Annotated in this window: 21 protein-coding genes; 8 read left to right on the forward strand and 13 right to left on the reverse strand. The window is 57.8% G+C overall.

What is annotated here, in order from left to right:
* Positions 1-10 precede the first annotated feature (10 nt).
* From CUJ86_RS05880 to CUJ86_RS05905, 6 genes are all read right to left on the reverse strand, one after another.
* A complete protein-coding gene (locus CUJ86_RS05880; RefSeq protein ID WP_130646630.1) occupies positions 11-460 on the reverse strand; it encodes a 30S ribosomal protein S19e in 450 nt (149 codons plus the stop codon).
* A gap of 138 nt (positions 461-598) precedes the next feature.
* Positions 599-847: a YhbY family RNA-binding protein gene (locus tag CUJ86_RS05885; protein ID WP_130646631.1), complete on the reverse strand. Its 249-nt coding sequence runs from the start codon at positions 845-847 to the stop codon at positions 599-601.
* Positions 834-1,157 carry a ribonuclease P protein component 4 gene (locus tag CUJ86_RS05890; RefSeq protein WP_130646632.1) on the reverse strand — a complete coding sequence of 108 codons (324 nt, stop codon included), beginning with the start codon at positions 1,155-1,157 and terminating at the stop codon, positions 834-836. Before CUJ86_RS05890 ends, CUJ86_RS05885 begins: the two co-directional genes overlap by 14 nt.
* Positions 1,158-1,169: 12 nt before the next feature.
* Positions 1,170-1,784, reverse strand: coding sequence for a phosphoribosylglycinamide formyltransferase (gene purN, locus CUJ86_RS05895; RefSeq protein ID WP_130646633.1), 615 nt, complete (start codon positions 1,782-1,784; stop codon positions 1,170-1,172).
* 25 nt (positions 1,785-1,809) lie between these two features.
* On the reverse strand, positions 1,810-3,081 hold the full coding sequence (locus CUJ86_RS05900) for a hemolysin family protein (protein WP_130646846.1): 1,272 nt from the start codon (positions 3,079-3,081) through the stop codon (positions 1,810-1,812).
* A 94-nt stretch (positions 3,082-3,175) separates the two neighbouring features.
* Positions 3,176-3,997, reverse strand: coding sequence for a sugar phosphate isomerase/epimerase family protein (locus tag CUJ86_RS05905; protein ID WP_130646634.1), 822 nt, complete (start codon positions 3,995-3,997; stop codon positions 3,176-3,178).
* A gap of 41 nt (positions 3,998-4,038) precedes the next feature.
* Here CUJ86_RS05905 and xseA point away from each other — a divergent pair, with 41 nt between their 5' ends.
* Both xseA and xseB read left to right on the forward strand, forming a co-directional pair.
* Positions 4,039-5,280: an exodeoxyribonuclease VII large subunit gene (gene xseA, locus CUJ86_RS05910; protein WP_130646635.1), complete on the forward strand. Its 1,242-nt coding sequence runs from the start codon at positions 4,039-4,041 to the stop codon at positions 5,278-5,280.
* A complete protein-coding gene (gene xseB, locus CUJ86_RS05915) occupies positions 5,264-5,455 on the forward strand; it encodes an exodeoxyribonuclease VII small subunit (protein ID WP_165394796.1) in 192 nt (63 codons plus the stop codon). The genes xseA and xseB overlap by 17 nt, the downstream gene beginning before the upstream one ends.
* Here xseB and CUJ86_RS05920 read toward each other — a convergent pair.
* A complete protein-coding gene (locus CUJ86_RS05920; RefSeq protein ID WP_130646637.1) occupies positions 5,452-5,904 on the reverse strand; it encodes a DUF371 domain-containing protein in 453 nt (150 codons plus the stop codon). The two genes, xseB and CUJ86_RS05920, sit on opposite strands and share 4 nt — an antisense overlap.
* A gap of 30 nt (positions 5,905-5,934) precedes the next feature.
* Here CUJ86_RS05920 and CUJ86_RS05925 point away from each other — a divergent pair, with 30 nt between their 5' ends.
* Complete coding sequence (locus CUJ86_RS05925) at positions 5,935-6,507, forward strand: HVO_0476 family zinc finger protein (RefSeq protein ID WP_130646638.1); 573 nt, start codon at positions 5,935-5,937, stop codon at positions 6,505-6,507.
* Here CUJ86_RS05925 and CUJ86_RS05930 read toward each other — a convergent pair.
* Complete coding sequence (locus tag CUJ86_RS05930; RefSeq protein WP_130646639.1) at positions 6,502-6,762, reverse strand: YbbN family protein; 261 nt, start codon at positions 6,760-6,762, stop codon at positions 6,502-6,504. The genes CUJ86_RS05925 and CUJ86_RS05930 overlap by 6 nt on opposite strands.
* 41 nt (positions 6,763-6,803) lie before the next feature.
* Positions 6,804-7,508 (reverse strand): hypothetical protein, encoded by a 705-nt coding sequence (locus CUJ86_RS05935; protein ID WP_130646640.1) that lies wholly within the window; start codon positions 7,506-7,508, stop codon positions 6,804-6,806.
* A gap of 119 nt (positions 7,509-7,627) precedes the next feature.
* Here CUJ86_RS05935 and CUJ86_RS05940 point away from each other — a divergent pair, with 119 nt between their 5' ends.
* Together CUJ86_RS05940 and CUJ86_RS05945 are read left to right on the forward strand one after the other, a co-directional pair.
* Positions 7,628-8,092 carry an Hsp20/alpha crystallin family protein gene (locus CUJ86_RS05940; protein WP_130646641.1) on the forward strand — a complete coding sequence of 155 codons (465 nt, stop codon included), beginning with the start codon at positions 7,628-7,630 and terminating at the stop codon, positions 8,090-8,092.
* Positions 8,093-8,219: 127 nt separating this feature from the next.
* On the forward strand, positions 8,220-9,008 hold the full coding sequence (locus CUJ86_RS05945) for a CBS pair associated ParBc domain-containing protein (RefSeq protein WP_130646847.1): 789 nt from the start codon (positions 8,220-8,222) through the stop codon (positions 9,006-9,008).
* Here the strand turns inward: CUJ86_RS05945 and CUJ86_RS05950 are convergent.
* The gene (locus CUJ86_RS05950; RefSeq protein WP_130646642.1) at positions 9,005-10,183 is read right to left on the reverse strand and encodes a nucleotidyltransferase family protein; all 1,179 of its coding nucleotides are present in this window, start codon (positions 10,181-10,183) and stop codon (positions 9,005-9,007) included. The genes CUJ86_RS05945 and CUJ86_RS05950 overlap by 4 nt on opposite strands.
* 34 nt (positions 10,184-10,217) lie before the next feature.
* Here CUJ86_RS05950 and CUJ86_RS05955 point away from each other — a divergent pair, with 34 nt between their 5' ends.
* Together CUJ86_RS05955 and CUJ86_RS05960 are read left to right on the forward strand one after the other, a co-directional pair.
* Positions 10,218-10,745 (forward strand): YkgJ family cysteine cluster protein, encoded by a 528-nt coding sequence (locus tag CUJ86_RS05955; RefSeq protein ID WP_165394797.1) that lies wholly within the window; start codon positions 10,218-10,220, stop codon positions 10,743-10,745.
* 16 nt (positions 10,746-10,761) lie between these two features.
* The gene (locus CUJ86_RS05960; protein ID WP_235855589.1) at positions 10,762-11,025 is read left to right on the forward strand and encodes a hypothetical protein; all 264 of its coding nucleotides are present in this window, start codon (positions 10,762-10,764) and stop codon (positions 11,023-11,025) included.
* Here the strand turns inward: CUJ86_RS05960 and CUJ86_RS05965 are convergent.
* Both CUJ86_RS05965 and CUJ86_RS05970 read right to left on the reverse strand, forming a co-directional pair.
* Complete coding sequence (locus CUJ86_RS05965; protein WP_235855590.1) at positions 11,022-11,318, reverse strand: type II secretion system protein E; 297 nt, start codon at positions 11,316-11,318, stop codon at positions 11,022-11,024. The genes CUJ86_RS05960 and CUJ86_RS05965 overlap by 4 nt on opposite strands.
* Before the next feature lie 99 nt (positions 11,319-11,417).
* Entirely contained in the window at positions 11,418-12,872 is a 1,455-nt protein-coding gene (locus CUJ86_RS05970; protein WP_130646645.1) for a cobyric acid synthase, read from the reverse strand.
* Between the two features lie 252 nt (positions 12,873-13,124).
* Between CUJ86_RS05970 and yciH the strand changes: the two genes are divergently transcribed.
* Positions 13,125-13,430 (forward strand): stress response translation initiation inhibitor YciH, encoded by a 306-nt coding sequence (gene yciH, locus CUJ86_RS05975; protein ID WP_130646646.1) that lies wholly within the window; start codon positions 13,125-13,127, stop codon positions 13,428-13,430.
* Positions 13,431-13,685: 255 nt separating this feature from the next.
* Here the strand turns inward: yciH and CUJ86_RS05980 are convergent, their stop codons facing one another.
* Positions 13,686-14,723 (reverse strand): type II secretion system F family protein, encoded by a 1,038-nt coding sequence (locus tag CUJ86_RS05980; RefSeq protein ID WP_130646647.1) that lies wholly within the window; start codon positions 14,721-14,723, stop codon positions 13,686-13,688.
* Positions 14,724-14,725: the final 2 nt, after the last annotated feature.

Below are 14,725 nucleotides of genomic sequence, written 5' to 3' on the forward strand. Positions count from 1 at the left end.
TCCCTCACATTCAGTAGCGCTCAAGTCCGGGGACTGCCTCGGCAGCGGCCCCTCTCAGTCTGTGCGCGGCGGCATCCATGAATGCCCGCCCCTGTGCGGAGACCTGACGGCCTGCGCCGACCTTTTCTACCAGACCGGCCTCTTCAAGCTGCTGCAGCGCCTTTCTCAGGATTGAACCGCTTCCCTTCTTGAACCGGTTCGGGTTCGAGCCTCGGTCGCGCGGTCCGCCATATGCAGACCTCAGTCTCTCCACGCCGACCGGACCGTCGGTGTAGAGGCGACGGAGGATGGCAGCCGCACGGACATACCACCAGTCCGGATCTTCAGGGGGCATTTCCTTGTGGATCCCGGTCTTTGCAAAGGCCGCCCATTCGGGGGGCTGAATCGCAGGGAGCTCCTTTAATTCGCTGGCCACCTGCGGGATCAGCATCTCTGCCGGGATATCATATACAGTTGTCATTGGTTAACCTCACTGTAACGATCGATGTTACCAGTCTTTATCTATTTGACATGGTGGTTTTTATATATTTCGAGGGGCAAAACCGGGCGTTTTTCCGGCACGGGGACAGAATATCTGGGATGAAAAGAGGAGAAGGGATCAGGCTTTCCGTATCCCCGACCCGCGTTCGGCAAGGACCATCGTCCGTCCCCTCACCCCCACCAGATCAGCACCCGCCTGACGGGCGACCTCGGCGGGATCGATCTCCGTACTCCTGAGCCACTTGATCTTCACGTATTTTCTCTTCTTCAGCTGGAGCCTGATCTCCTCGATCATCGTTTCTGTAGCGCCGCGCTTACCGACCCACACGGTCGGCCTGAGTTCCTGAAACAGGTCATTCGTCTTGATGTTTCTTCACCACCGGATAGCGTCTCTGATATCCGCAGACAAGGCAGGTCACAATCACTTTCCCCCGACTGATCCTGATCCGGGCCGTGCGACCCGGCACCAGATATGCCGAGCAGCGCCTGCAGAACCGCCGGGCAAGGAGCCGGGGTATCCGCACCCGCTGCCGCATTGCGATCCGCCGCGCATACCCCACATAACGGGATGCACGATCCGGATCGACGGCTGAAATCTCTTCCGCGCAGGCAAAGAGCCGCTCGACCCGCTCCCCGGCAATCTGGCGGGAGGCATCAGTCCGGGATTTGCGACGCATATGCACCCCACATTATTCAGCCCGGGGGAGGATCCGAACCTGCCGCCCTTCAACCATCACCCGCCCCTCACAGAAGAGGGAGATGGCGGCAGGGAGGGCACGGTGCTCCTCTTCAAGGATCCGCGCCGAAAGCGACTCTTCGTCGTCACCCTCAAGGACCGGTACACAGGCCTGAATGATGATCGGGCCGCTGTCCATCCCTGAGTCAACGAAGTGAACACTGCACCCCGCCACCTTTACACCATAGGAGATCGCCTGCCGCTGGGCATGGAGACCGGGGAAGGCAGGGAGGAGGGCCGGATGGATATTGATCATTCGACCGGCAAACGCCTCGACGATCCGGGATCCTACAATCCGCATATAGCCCGCAAGCACAAAGAGGTCTGCGCGGCATGCCGCCATCGCCGAGAGAAGGGCATCCTCATAGGCATCCTTTGAGGAATAGGCGGAGTAGTCGATCACCCTGACCGGCACCCCCGCGCGCTCTGCGCGCGTGATCGCATATGCCCCCGGGTTGTCGGTGATCAGACAGACGCACTCGGCAGGGATTGTTTCCGCGCCGATGGCATCGAGGACCGCCTGAAAATTCGAGCCCCGCCCTGACGCCAGGACCGCGATGCGCTTCATGCTCACACGTCGGCGCGGCAGGGTATTAACCGTTCTCTCCCTCCAGTCCGGGGGCAGGCGGAAGGATCAGTTTGACCTTCACAATCCGTCGCCCACGCATCTGCATCACGGCAAGCGTGATCCCGCCGTCAAGTTTTACCACCTCTCCCCTGAGCGGTATATGGCCAAGGAGGGTGAAGAGCAGACCGCCGACGGTCTCATAGCTCTCCCCGATCGGGAGAGAGATGCCAAGATGATCATTGAGGTGCTCGACCCAGACCTGCGCATCAACGATATACACGCCCTCGCCAAGCTTCTGGACGGAGGGTTCCTCCTCATCGAACTCGTCCAGGATCTCCCCCACGAGTTCCTCAAGAATGTCTTCAACCGTCACAACACCGGCAAATCCACCGTACTCATCCATCACGATGACCATGTGGATCTTGCGCAGCTGCATCTCCTTGAGGAGTTCATCGATCATCTTCGACTCGGGCACAAAGAAGGCGTCATACATCATGTCCCGTATCGAAGCCTGCTTCTTCGAGAATTCGGCTGCAAAGACATCCTTGATATTCAGGACCCCGATGACATTGTCGATATGATCGTGATAGACCGGAAGGCGGGAGAGACCGGTTTCATTGAAGAGGTTTATCGCCGATTCCAGAGAATTGGTATCCTCGATCATGACAACGTCGACGCGGGGGGTCATGATCTCGCGGGCCGTGGTATCCCCGAACTTGAAGACCGAGTAGAGCATCTGCCGCTCTTCCTCTTCGATAGTGCCCTCCTCCTCGCCGACATCAATCCATTCCTTGATCTCCTCCTCGGTGATGGCGGGTTCAGAGATTCCTCCTCTCAGAGAGAAACGCGCGCTGAGGCGGTCATAGAACCAGAGAAGCGGCATCAGCACCTTTGTCAGGAGGAGGATCCATGGTGCCGCGAACAGGGCCAGCCTATCGGTATAGCGTGCGGCGTATGTCTTCGGCCCGATCTCACCGAAGATCAGCATCAGGATTACAACGACACCCGTGGCAATACCGACGCCTGCATCCCCGAAACGCTGAATTGCCACAGCGGTGGCGATGGACGCTGCCGCCACATTGACAATGTTGTTGCCGATGAGGATGGTGATCAGGATGTGATCGGGAAATTCCTTCAGCTGCGCCAGCGCCCCGGAACCTTCACGCCCCTCATTCACGAGAGTCCGGACCTTTGCGCGGGTGATGGAGATAAGAGCGACTTCAGCACTCGAAAAAAAACCCGAAAGAGCGAGACAGACGACAAAAAGACCAATAAGAAGGATTTCGTCGGGCGTCATTGCTGCCACGCTGTTATCCGGCTACAAATCAGACTATCGTTCATAAACAAGTGTGTAGTTTCCAGTTTGTATTGAGAGTTCTTAAACCCAGCGTTCATCTGAGACAGTCCTCAATGAACACCCGCTGTCTGCGCAAAATGCCGATCTTTTCCTCCAGACTGAGCGGCCGCGAGAAGGCCTGGTCGTCGATCTCCAGGGTGAGCGGGCCGTCGTAGCCTGCGTCCGCCAGTGAACGGATAATCGTGGCGATCCTCCGGTCCCCGTCGACCGGGAGATGCATCCGACCGTCCATGGCGGCACTGAGATGGACGTTCGCACAGCGGTCACCGCAGGTCTCGATATACCGGATCACCCCCTGGGGGGAGGCGTTCATTGCATGGGCAACGTCCAGCGTGAACCAGAGCCAGGAGTGCTCGTCAAGCACCTCGCGCACCGCCCCCGGCGAGCAGAGGAGGGAGTTTACGCGCGGCTCCATGTTCTCGATCGCCACGCGGACCCCTTTCCCGCCAGCCGCCTCCCCGAGCCGCGAGAGATACCCCTCGAAGCGTTCATAATCATAGGCCGAGGGGGAGCGTCTCGCCGTCCTCCTGCCGGGATGGACCGTTAAAACTGCTGCACCAACCGCTTCTGCAAGATCGACGGCCTCCACGGCATACTGCACCGAGGCCATCGCCACGCGGGGATTGATCGAGCAGGGGTTGAGATCAAGCACCGGGGCATGGACCGAGATCGGGGAGAGGGCGGGATGTTCACGGACTGCGGCATCGATATCCGCCAATGGAAGACCCCTGAGCCAGAAGTGCGGGGTCTCCACCCAGAACTCGATCCCGGAGAGACCGGCCTCCTCCACCGAGGAGAAGATCTCGTCGATCGGGTGTTCGTGGAAGAACATGCTCGATACACCGGGGCGGATCATGGTATCAGGTTCATATAGGACACCGCCCTACGATAAAAACGATGGGTTTGAGTCCCCGTCTGCCGGGTTCGGACACCGGAACGGTCCTCAGCGTCTCGGAAGTGACCGGGATAATCAAGAATGCCCTGGACATCCCTCCCCTCTCCGGGTGCTGGATCCGGGGCGAGATCACAAACTGCAAACGCTACCCCTCGGGCCATATCTATTTCTCGCTCTCAGAAGGGGGAGGCGGGCGGACTGCGGTGATCTCTGCCGTCATGTTCAGGGGGAACGCCCGTGCCCTCTCCTTCGAACCCGGGAACGGCATGGACGTGGTGGCCTATGGCAACATCTCCTTCTATGAGGCGCAGGGGCGATGCCAGTTCTACGTCGAGGACCTCCGGCGTTCGGGCGAAGGCGAACGGCATCTTCTCGTCGAGCGGTGGAAACGGGAGCTTGCAAACGAAGGGCTCTTCAGTTCAGAACGAAAACGCACGCCTCCAAGGTTTCCACGAAGGATCGCTGTCGTCACCTCGCCAAAGGGGGCGGTCTTCCATGACATCCAGAATGTCATCTCACGGCGCTATCCCCTGGAGATCCTTCTCTCGCCAACGGCGGTGCAGGGAGAACTCGCCCATCTCGAGATCGCATCGGCGATCCGGAGGGCAGACGGTCTCGCGGATGTGATGATCGTCGGGCGGGGCGGCGGGAGTTTCGAGGACCTCTTCCCCTTCAACCGCCCGGAGGTGGTGCGGGCGATTGCGGCATGCAGGACGCCGGTGATCAGCGCCGTCGGTCATGAGACCGATACGACCCTCGCCGATCTCGCCGCCGATCTCCGGGCCCCGACTCCTTCGGCGGCGGCAGAACTTGCCGTCCCGGATCGTGGCGAACTTCTTGCCGCCTGCGCCGCCGACCAGAAAAGGTTGAGGGAAGCATTATTCAACCGGATTGACCGATGCAGAGACGATCTTGAGGGCGCCAGACTGCGGTTCAGGCCCGGCCGCGCACACCGGAGGATCCAGGACAGCCGCATGGCTGTTGCAGAGATCGAGGAGCGACTTTTGAGGGAGGGGAGACGGGGCATCGAGCGCAGGCGCCTGCATCTTGCCGAACTCCGGGCCCGCCTCTCGTCCAGAGATCCGTTCGCCCCCCTCTCTCACGGCTACGCCCTCCTGTTCAGGGAGGGGACGGCGATCAGATCGGTGAGGGAGATCGCACCGGGAGAACGACTTGAACTGCGCCTTGCGGACGGTAGCGCGCGGGTGCGCGTGGAGGAGGTAGATCATGCAGAAGACCTATGAAGAACTGGTGGCAGAACTGCGAGAGATCGTGCGGAAGGTCGAGGACGATTCGACCGGACTGGAGGAGAGCATCGCCCTCTTCAGGAAGGGGGAGGAGCTGATCAGGGAGTGTGAACGCCTGCTCAACGATGCCGAACTGAAGATCACCGAGATCGCCGGGGAGAACAGGACTTAATATACCCGATCCGACGGTTCATTCTCATCCACAAAGGCCTCGATCTCGACGACCAGGTCGACGCCCTCCCTGAGGAGGGCAACAAGGCGGCGGTCAATCGTCCGGGCCACCGTATCGGCGCCCACACAGACGGTACGCCCGCAGACAAAATCGCTCCGCCGCCAGACCAGATCGTCCTCATGATCAAGGGTGAGACCGCCGGATCCCCGTGCACGGACCGTCACCTCCAGATCCCCGACTATAAGACGCGTCAGGACCACCGCGCGGTCGTCGGCGATCAGGGCCCGGAGGGCAGGATTGAGATCGGCCGCACCCTTGTCTGAACAGACGCCGACGATACAGTCCCCTGCCGTCGAGAGCGTTTCGGCAGTTGTCACCTCAAAGGTGGTGGGGTGGAGCGCCCGCACATTCGCATGGCCGGAGCAGTGGATGATGTCCCGTGCCTTCATCTTAAATAATTCTGTGCGCCATTCTATACAATGTACATTATCACCTCCTGTCCGCAGTGCGGTGACGAGACCGATCACGAGGTGCTCAAGGAGGCCGCCGACCTCCTGGTCAGATGCGCCGAATGCGGAACGGTCCATCATGTCCCGAAACCGAATGAGACTATCCTGAACATCAGGACAATCGTGAGCAGCGAGGCCGAATCCACGGTCTGCACCATCGAACTCCTCGAAGAGGACGTCATCAGTGTTGGCGACTATCTGGTGGCGGAATGCGGCGAGGAGGGGGTTTCCGTTGAAGTCACCTCGATCGAGTGCGGCGAACGGAGGGTTCAGAAGGCGGCGGCGCCGGAGATATCGACACTCTGGACCAGGGAAATCGAAGAGGTCGTGGTCAGGGCGTCGGTGCATAAGGGATGGAAGACCTTTTCCCTCTATCAGCGCTGCGACGGCGAGGAACCCTTCGCTGTCGGGGAGGTGTATTCATTCGGAAATGTTCGATTCCGGATCTCCCATATCAAGATGCGGGAAGGGCAGGTACTGAGAAAAGACGGATGGAAGACGGTCGCCAAAAAGATCCGGCGGATTTACGGAAACCGCCTATAAATACTTTTTTATCGCCTCCTCGAGCGCCTCCCGGTGGACAACACCCTCAAACCGCTCCCGCACCTCGTCATCGACCAGAACAAGAACGGTCGGTGTCACTTTGAGTCCATACGCACCGATATCGTCTGTATGTGTGAGGGCGTCCCGCTCTTCGATCACAACACCGAGCGCCCCTTCAACCTCTCGGTTGATGGGTTCCTGCTCGATGCACCCCATGCACCCCTCCTGATAATAACAGAGGATCTTCACTGCCATGGATCAAAAAAAGCGTGGGGCATATAAATACCCACCGGGTTTTATGCCTGCGATATCTGTATGACCGAGACTTCGACGGTCGAATACGCGAAATTAACCGAGATTTCATCGGCAGATTTGCCGGTAACCGTCCCTATCCGTATATACGAGATCTGTTCCTCGGGATCGGTGAAGATCGTCGGATCGTCGGTGATCGTCATGGCGATCGTGATGCGGTCACCGGTCTGCAACTCCGTAAAGTTGAGACCCATCTGATCAGCACCGAGGGCATCGATCGTCTGGTCCATCTCCGTCATGGAGAGCGGAATTGTCTTTGTTCCGCGCTCATGCATCCCGAGGACGCCTGACGTGATGTCGTCAATCTCGGATTCGAGGAGGGCGAACTCCCCGGTCGTTCCGTCAGGCAGATAGATCGGGACCGGGACCACGCGGGCGGTTGCACTTGCACCTGCAAGCAGGTTCATCTGTGTCGTCAGAAAACCAACCTCGCCCCGGTTATAACCCTCGACGAGCACCGCCTGACTCGAGGTGATCACCGGCGCTCCCGACGCATCCCTGACGGTATATTCAATGACAACCGAATCTCCGTCCCGGACACTCTTGAAGGCGCTCATTGCCGGGACTGCATAGGACGCCACCATCAGTACGGCGAACAGGACGCCGAACACGACCATGGCAATCTGGGTTCCTGTCTTCTTCTTCGGAGACTGAGAACCAGAACTGCGTTTCTGAGAGGTTGCAGCCATTATATATTCAGTGGTACCCCCTCCCCATAAGACCTCTGTTCCAGACCCAGAGAAATACATATATATCAAAACCCCTAACGAGAAGTTATCATCAGCGCGATGCGCGGGAGTTGAGGAGCATGGTACGAAGAGGCGGATTTCATTCATTCTGGAGAGACTTCGATGAGATGATGAACGAGATGAGGGCCGAGATGGAAGGCCGTTTCCAGTCCCTGCTGACAGAGACCGGCACCGGGCACTATCTTCCGGCCATCCGGGGGGAGGGCCTGCGCGTGGATGTCTGCTCTCACGAAGACGAGATTGTGGTGGCTGCAGATCTGCCGGGAGCTGACCGCGAGAACGTTTCCCTGCGACTGGTCACACCGCGGCTCCTTGAGATTGCTGCCATTCAGAAACAGGAGAAAGAGGGAGAAGAGGAAGGGTATTTCATGCGGGAACGGGTCTATGGGAGCATGAAAAGGACGGTCTCCCTGCCGGCCGAAGTGACGGAAGAGGGTGCCTCTGCAACATTTAAAAACGGCGTCCTTGAGGTGCACCTGAAAAAAGTGGAGGTTGAGCGGGGTACGCTCATCCCGATCGAATGAGCCACCTTCCGCCTATTTTTTCTCCCATGGAGGAAAATGAACAAATATCCAGCCAAACGGCGGATGTAGAAACAGAAGGTCTATATATACCGAACCCTTCATGTAGCCCGGGTCACAAGAGATGATGATGGATAAAAAACGGGTCAAGGACTACATGACCTATGATGTCGTCACCGTGGGTATCCATGAGACCGGAAAGGGCGTGATCGATAAGATCCAGAAGACCGGGCACGACGGTTTTCCGGTGGTCAATGACCAGAAAGAAGTTGTCGGATACATCTCGGCGCGTGACCTCCTTGCCGTCCATCCCGGAACGCCGGTGGAGCGGATCATGAGTCGCCACCTCATCGTCGCCGATCCGGAAATGAGCATCAATGACGCCGCACGGGTGATCTTTCGGTCGGGCATCCAGAAACTTCCGGTCGTCGATGAACACAACCGCCTGATCGGCATCATATCCAACGCCGATGTGATCAGGTCCCAGATCGAGCGTGTCTCACCGGAAAAAGTCTATAATTTCATGGACACATTGCGCCGCCTGCACGGGATCGAACCGACCCTGAAACGCGGCTATGTCCCCATCGACGAACTCCTCCCGACACAGGCGCGGATCTATCAGGACGAACTCGAGGGACGGATATACGAGATTAAAAAAGGGCTGGCCGAGCCCCTGATCGTTGTCAAACGACCCGGTCGCTATATTCTCGTCGACGGACATCACCGGGCGATTGCCGCCAAGAGGCTCGGTCACAAGACCCTCGACGCCTATATCATCATGATTGCAGAAAATCTGGAGCTGGGGATGGAACGGACCGCCAGGGCACAGAATCTCCGCACCCTCAACGACATCGCCGTCATGGACTATGCCCGTCACCCCCTTGTCGCCGTCACCCATCGACTGGTGCGGCAGAACTAGGAGCCCTCACACCTCAGGTCATATTTTTCGTTGAGCACATGCTCCTTGACGATCGATCCGTCGGGCACGATCACCTCGGGCCACAGGCGCGTCCCCGAGTGGATGGTGACATTGTTCTGGATCACCACCCTTGGTCCGATCACCGTGTCGTTCTCCACCGAACAGGTGTCGCCGATGATCGTGTCGTTATCGATGATGGAGCCCGAAACGGTGGTCCGGCTGCCGACCACCACCTGGTTGTAGATCGAGGACGAGAAGATCTTCGCATTGTTCTTGATGACACAATCTTCGCCGATGCTCGTGTACGGGCCGATGAGCACATTGCTCTCGATAGTCGTCCCTGCGCCGATGGAGACCGGACCAATGATCTGGGAATTCGATCCCAGCGAGATCGAACCGCCAAGAGAGACCGGACCGACAATTTTTGCCCCCTTCACATGGAGATCGCCGGCGATATTGGTGGTCGAGATCTCCTGAAGCTTCCAGCGTTCGGCCTGCCTGAGCGAACGGGGGCTGCCGACATCGGTCCAGTTCCCGCGGGCAAGCCATCCCTTGATCGTCCGCCCCTCATTCATCAGGCGGGGAAAGACGTTCTTGGCAAAGTCCGTCTTCTCACCGGACGGGATATAGTCAAAGATCTCCGGACTGCAGACATACATCCCGGTCGATGCAAGATTTGAGAATATCTCGCCTGGACCGGGCTTCTCCTTGAAACGCTTGATCTGATAGGTCACGTCGATCTCGGCGATGCCGTATTCCGAGGGATCGTCGATGGATATGAGCCCAATAGAGGCGATCGCATCACCGCGGATGTGCTCACGGTAGAACTCAAGGAGGTTGAGGTCTGCCACATGGTCGCCCCCGACGACAAGGAAAGGAGCACCGTCAAGGAATTGCTGCGCATTTTTCACGCTTCCTGCGGTTCCGAGTTTGATCTCCTCATGCACATAGGTGATCTCGGCACCGAAGAGGGATCCGTCGCCGAGCGCACGTTCGATGTCGTCCCCTTTGTACCCCAGCGTGACCACCATCTCCGTAAACCCGAGATCGGCGAGATGGGTGACCAGATGACTGATCGACGGACGGTTCACGATCGGGATGCAGGGCTTTGGGCGCTCAAACGTGAGGGGGCGCAGGCGGGTGCCCTCACCGCCGCACATGATGCAGACCTTCATACAGAGTGGTGGCGCGAGACGGCAGATTAAGGTAATGGCAGAAAAGGATATCCTGCCGGAGGATGAGATTCATCTGATGAGAGAGGAGCCCTTTTCCTGCACCCTCTGCGGGAGGTGCTGCATGACCTTCGGGAAATATATCAAGATCGATCGCCAGACCGGACCGCAGGACTACCTCTGCACCGAGACAGTCACCGGAACCTCCTTTTCCGTGCGGGTGGAGGACCGTTTCCTGCCCCTCTTCAGGCGACCGTCCCCCCAGTGGACGCATCCATCTGCCTGCCCGTTTCTCAGGCAGGGGGGGGAGGGGTTCATCTGCACCGTTCACGGTTCGAGGCCCCCGGTCTGCAGGAGTTATACCTGCTGCGGGATGCGGGTGATGCGCGAGGGCGCTGTCGTTGGAGAACTGCGGGGCAGGCGGGACCTGAAGACCGGCGATGCAGGATTGAGAGCGATCTGGGATGAGCAGATCAGGAGACTCGATCTGCCTGACCCAGAATGGCGCCGGAGGGTCTCGGACATCCTGGAAATAGAAGGGTTTGAAACGGCATGGTACGTCTGAGGATGGTGGGAGAATCATGGCGGGAGAACTGCGGGTGCTGAGGGTGGAAGGAGGTGAGGTTGCCTGCCAGAATGCGCGAAACCGAACACCTGACAGCTGCCGGTTCTGTGTCCATTCCAGGCGTTTTCTGGTCAGGGGGGAATGGGTGACCTCACCTGCCCGCGCCTATTGCATGCTCAAGCGTGCCGTGACCCATGTAGATAGCGCCGACGTGACCGCCGTTGAGTGCGACGACGACGGCACCGAGGGGTTCAGGAGCATCATGACGGTGATCAGTTAGTCACGCCGCAAAAAATCCCAGATATTTTTTGTCTGGTACGGGACGCAATGGGCCTCTTTCGTGTAATCTGACTCGAGAGTATGATGAACCAGTCGGAGTTCATCCCGCATGTTTGCAATACTCTCCTTGAGTTCTGCCACGTCCTTTCTGATGGTTGCAAACTCCTCAAACGACCGCTGTTTCTCGACCTCGACCACACCGCCCTCCTGAAAACGGGCAAATCCCGCCTCAATAAGTTCAAGAATCGCCTCGTTCCGCTCTATAGAGCGTTTCCGTGCAAATGCATCAATCATATCGAGCATTTCCGGATCAAGCGTAAAAGAGCACCGCATCACCATATCATATCACACCGGAAGAGGGATGAACCGAGAATAGGTAGGTTTCCCCCACTCTTAAGCATGATGCCCGGGGATACAGATGCGGGTGATCCGGTCCATGTCCAGGTGTTCTTCGAGGATGGAGGCGAGACGGTCATAGGGGTCACCTGCCGGCGTCACTCCGGTATATTCGAGACCTCTTCTCTCTGAAAGAAAGGAGAGGAGAGCGTCCACAACAGGAGGGAGCATGAAGAGACCATGCAGATAGGTGCCGAAGACCAGACCGTCCCCGCTCACCGCTCCAGTCTCGTCGAACGCCGGCAGAGAGTCGCCGATATCCGTCTCCCCCATGTGGATCTCGTATCCCTCGACATCGCCGATCCGGGAGAGGATCGGACCCACGTCACCGGACCGACAGCGCACCTGTCGCGTGGTCTTCTGATAGGACGAAAAGGTCGTGATCGTCCGGAGGAGACCCAGTCCCTCCACCTCGACCGGTTCCCCTGACTCAAATCCGGCATCGATCAGGTGGTCGCCCAGCATCTGAAAACCGCCGCAGATCCCGATCACCGGCACACCGTCCTTTCGCCTGCGGCAGATCTCGTCCGCCGCTCCCGATGAGCGGAGCACCGCAAGATCTTCAAGAGTGTTCTTTGTACCCGGAATGATGATGCAGTCATACCCGTCCAGGGACTCGCCGGGACGGACATAGACGACAGCGGCACAGCGCTCAAGCAGTTCGAAGTCAGTAAAATTGGCGATCCTGGGGAGACGGACGACGGCGATCCGTATGGGATTTCCTGACGTCATCTTGTCGGCGATGGAGAGCGAATCTTCAGACGGGATCCCGGTCTCCGCAAAGGGCAGAACTCCCAGAACCGGCACGGCGGTGAGCTCCTCAAGAATCCGGATACCCCCCGCAAAGAGCGCCGGATCACCCCTGAACTTATTCACGATGATTCCCGCGACGAGGGGGCGGATATCCTCGGGGAGGAGAGAGATGGTGCCGTAAACCTGAGCAAAGACACCACCTCGTTCGATATCGGCGACGAGCAGGATGGGGAGACGAAGAGCCCTGGCAAGCTGGATATTGGCGATATCACGATCATAGAGATTGACCTCGGCCGCCCCTCCGGCGCCCTCGACAATGATTTCACCATATGCCCCCTCCAGCCGCCGGTACGCCGCCACCGCCTCCTGGAGGAGGGAATCGGTTTCGCAGTAGTAGTCCGGGATCTGCACATCCTGATACGGACGGCCCAGCAACACGATCTGGCAGACCGATTCCCCCTTTGGTTTGAGAAGGACGGGGTTCATATCGGCCGATGGTTCCACACCCGCCGCATGCGCCTGCACCGCCTGGGCGATCCCGATCTCAGCTCCGTCGGCGGTCACCCAGGAGTTCAGACTCATATTCTGTGATTTGAAGGGAGCGTTCGTGATCCCACGGTTCTTCAGGACCCGGCAGATGCCTGCGACCAGCGTGCTCTTACCGACGTGGGAGGAGGTTCCGAGGACCATCAGCGACATCGGGATGAAATTGCACCTTCGTGAGCATAAAAAGGTGCGATCTGCACCGGCAGCAGGAGAGCAGAATCACCCTGCCGGGGATGCATGGTGAGGGGCAGGATATACCTGAGGGGTGTATGCATGCACTGATCATCCCAATCTGTCCCGCTATCGGGGAGCGCGGCCGAATATCCACCCATGTCACCTGATAACAACAGATGGACGGGATATTCATGCCAAGAAATATATAACGAGAACTTGAAGGTATAATCAATGAATGGTGGGATATGCCCCAAATGTGGACTACCAAAAGAGCTGTGTATCTGTGAAGAGGTAGCCAAAGAACAGCAGAGAATACAGGTGAAGGTCAATAAACGCCGTTACGGCAAGGAAGTAACGGTTATCGATGGCCTTGACCCCTATGAGATCGATCTGGTTGACCTGACCAAATTCCTCAAGGCAAAACTGGCCTGCGGGGGAACGGTGAAGGATACCTCCATAGAACTGCAGGGCAACCACAAGGAACGTGTCAAAGAACTGCTCTCTCAGAAGGGGTATAAGTTGGAGCAGATCAATTAAACTCCAGCCCTTATTCGGATCCTTTTTTACAGGCACCTGAATGTTGCCTTTCCCGTAGATGCAAACACCATCCATCAGATCGGTTTTTTCGCATGGACACCCCGGGTTGTGAGCGTGGGGCGGGCACCGCAGCGCACCATGGGGATTGAAAAACCACCACTGGCGATCAGTGATGGGACGGATATGGGCCCTGCATGCGGGCAATGAAAACCTCCAATCCTGAAGGCATCACGGAGGGTATAAAAAGAGATTTCTTCAGACCGCAAACCTGAAGAGAAGCCATGCGATGATGAGCATGATCGCTGAAAACTTCAGCCCTGCAGTCGCGCGGGCCTCTCCCATCTGACCGGCAACCAGGCCCGAGAAAAAGCCCATGATCATTGCAGCATGAGAGAACAGCCTCTTATAGAGGTCCATGTTCACATTACCCATGAACTGGCTCCCTGCACCCGAGGCGGAGGCAGCAATCCCGGCCTCAGACATCGTGGTCAGAAATGTGGTCTCGAGCACCAGGATCACGAAGAGGAAAACAAAGAATGCAACAAGGATGATCACCTCATAGATGAGCATATTGCTTGCCCGCTCGTTCTTAAGGCTGACAAACTCGTAACTGTCATGCGCCGCTGCACGGAGCACCTCGGAAACGTCACCGCCGGCCTTGCTCGCCTTGGCAATAAGGTCCACCGAACGCTCTGCAAGCGGAGTGCCGAGATTCTGCCCGAATCGATAGATTGCATCGACAAACGGGACACTCCACGACATATCGACATCAAGTTTGCGGACAAAGGGGGTCAGGGTGCCGTACTCCCCCTTTGCCACAATATGGATGGCATTCGGGAGCGTCATACCCGAATCATTCATGCCCGCCACGTCCCTGAAGAAGTTCGGAAGTGCCTCTTCCAGATTTTTTTCGCGTTTTCCTTCCATGAAATCGAGGACGGCGAGCGGAATCACCGGAATGAGCACGGCGATCACGATGACGTCGTCGATCATGGTGGTGTTGAAGAGGGCCCACCAGCCATAGTCAACGATGATCACGGAAAAACCGACGATGAGAAATAAAAATGCCAGCGGCACTGTGGCGATGAGACTGTTGGTCGGTGTTTCTGTCAGGACCTCAAAGGGATGCTTGAGAAATCGCCCCAGACCCACCCGGGTCCGGCGCTGGGTTTCGATCTTCGAGACGATCTCCAGTTCATGGCGCTCATGCTCATCGAGGTCCACCGTTCCCACCGGGGTGTTTCCACGATCTCCCCTGTTGAGGAGATCGTCAATAAGAGTACCAAATCTCATCT

The sequence above is a fragment of the Methanofollis fontis genome (assembly GCF_004297185.1).
GTDB classification, from domain to species: Archaea; Halobacteriota; Methanomicrobia; order Methanomicrobiales; family Methanofollaceae; genus Methanofollis; species Methanofollis fontis.

Bases quoted from the DNA above. Each gene is read 5' to 3' on its own strand.
- CUJ86_RS05880 (WP_130646630.1), bottom strand. From the start codon at position 460: ATGACAACTGTATATGATATCCCGGCAGAGATGCTGATCCCGCAGGTG.
- CUJ86_RS05890 (WP_130646632.1), bottom strand. From the start codon at position 1,157: ATGCGTCGCAAATCCCGGACTGATGCCTCCCGCCAGATTGCCGGGGAG.
- purN (WP_130646633.1), bottom strand. From the start codon at position 1,784: ATGAAGCGCATCGCGGTCCTGGCGTCAGGGCGGGGCTCGAATTTTCAG.
- CUJ86_RS05900 (WP_130646846.1), bottom strand. From the start codon at position 3,081: ATGACGCCCGACGAAATCCTTCTTATTGGTCTTTTTGTCGTCTGTCTC.
- CUJ86_RS05905 (WP_130646634.1), bottom strand. From the start codon at position 3,997: ATGATCCGCCCCGGTGTATCGAGCATGTTCTTCCACGAACACCCGATC.
- xseA (WP_130646635.1), top strand. From the start codon at position 4,039: ATGGGTTTGAGTCCCCGTCTGCCGGGTTCGGACACCGGAACGGTCCTC.
- xseB (WP_165394796.1), top strand. From the start codon at position 5,264: ATGCAGAAGACCTATGAAGAACTGGTGGCAGAACTGCGAGAGATCGTG.
- CUJ86_RS05920 (WP_130646637.1), bottom strand. From the start codon at position 5,904: ATGAAGGCACGGGACATCATCCACTGCTCCGGCCATGCGAATGTGCGG.
- CUJ86_RS05925 (WP_130646638.1), top strand. From the start codon at position 5,935: ATGTACATTATCACCTCCTGTCCGCAGTGCGGTGACGAGACCGATCAC.
- CUJ86_RS05930 (WP_130646639.1), bottom strand. From the start codon at position 6,762: ATGGCAGTGAAGATCCTCTGTTATTATCAGGAGGGGTGCATGGGGTGC.
- CUJ86_RS05935 (WP_130646640.1), bottom strand. From the start codon at position 7,508: ATGGCTGCAACCTCTCAGAAACGCAGTTCTGGTTCTCAGTCTCCGAAG.
- CUJ86_RS05940 (WP_130646641.1), top strand. From the start codon at position 7,628: ATGGTACGAAGAGGCGGATTTCATTCATTCTGGAGAGACTTCGATGAG.
- CUJ86_RS05945 (WP_130646847.1), top strand. From the start codon at position 8,220: ATGGATAAAAAACGGGTCAAGGACTACATGACCTATGATGTCGTCACC.
- CUJ86_RS05950 (WP_130646642.1), bottom strand. From the start codon at position 10,183: ATGAAGGTCTGCATCATGTGCGGCGGTGAGGGCACCCGCCTGCGCCCC.
- CUJ86_RS05955 (WP_165394797.1), top strand. From the start codon at position 10,218: ATGGCAGAAAAGGATATCCTGCCGGAGGATGAGATTCATCTGATGAGA.
- CUJ86_RS05960 (WP_235855589.1), top strand. From the start codon at position 10,762: ATGGCGGGAGAACTGCGGGTGCTGAGGGTGGAAGGAGGTGAGGTTGCC.
- CUJ86_RS05965 (WP_235855590.1), bottom strand. From the start codon at position 11,318: ATGATTGATGCATTTGCACGGAAACGCTCTATAGAGCGGAACGAGGCG.
- CUJ86_RS05970 (WP_130646645.1), bottom strand. From the start codon at position 12,872: ATGTCGCTGATGGTCCTCGGAACCTCCTCCCACGTCGGTAAGAGCACG.
- yciH (WP_130646646.1), top strand. From the start codon at position 13,125: ATGAATGGTGGGATATGCCCCAAATGTGGACTACCAAAAGAGCTGTGT.
- CUJ86_RS05980 (WP_130646647.1), bottom strand. From the start codon at position 14,723: ATGAGATTTGGTACTCTTATTGACGATCTCCTCAACAGGGGAGATCGT.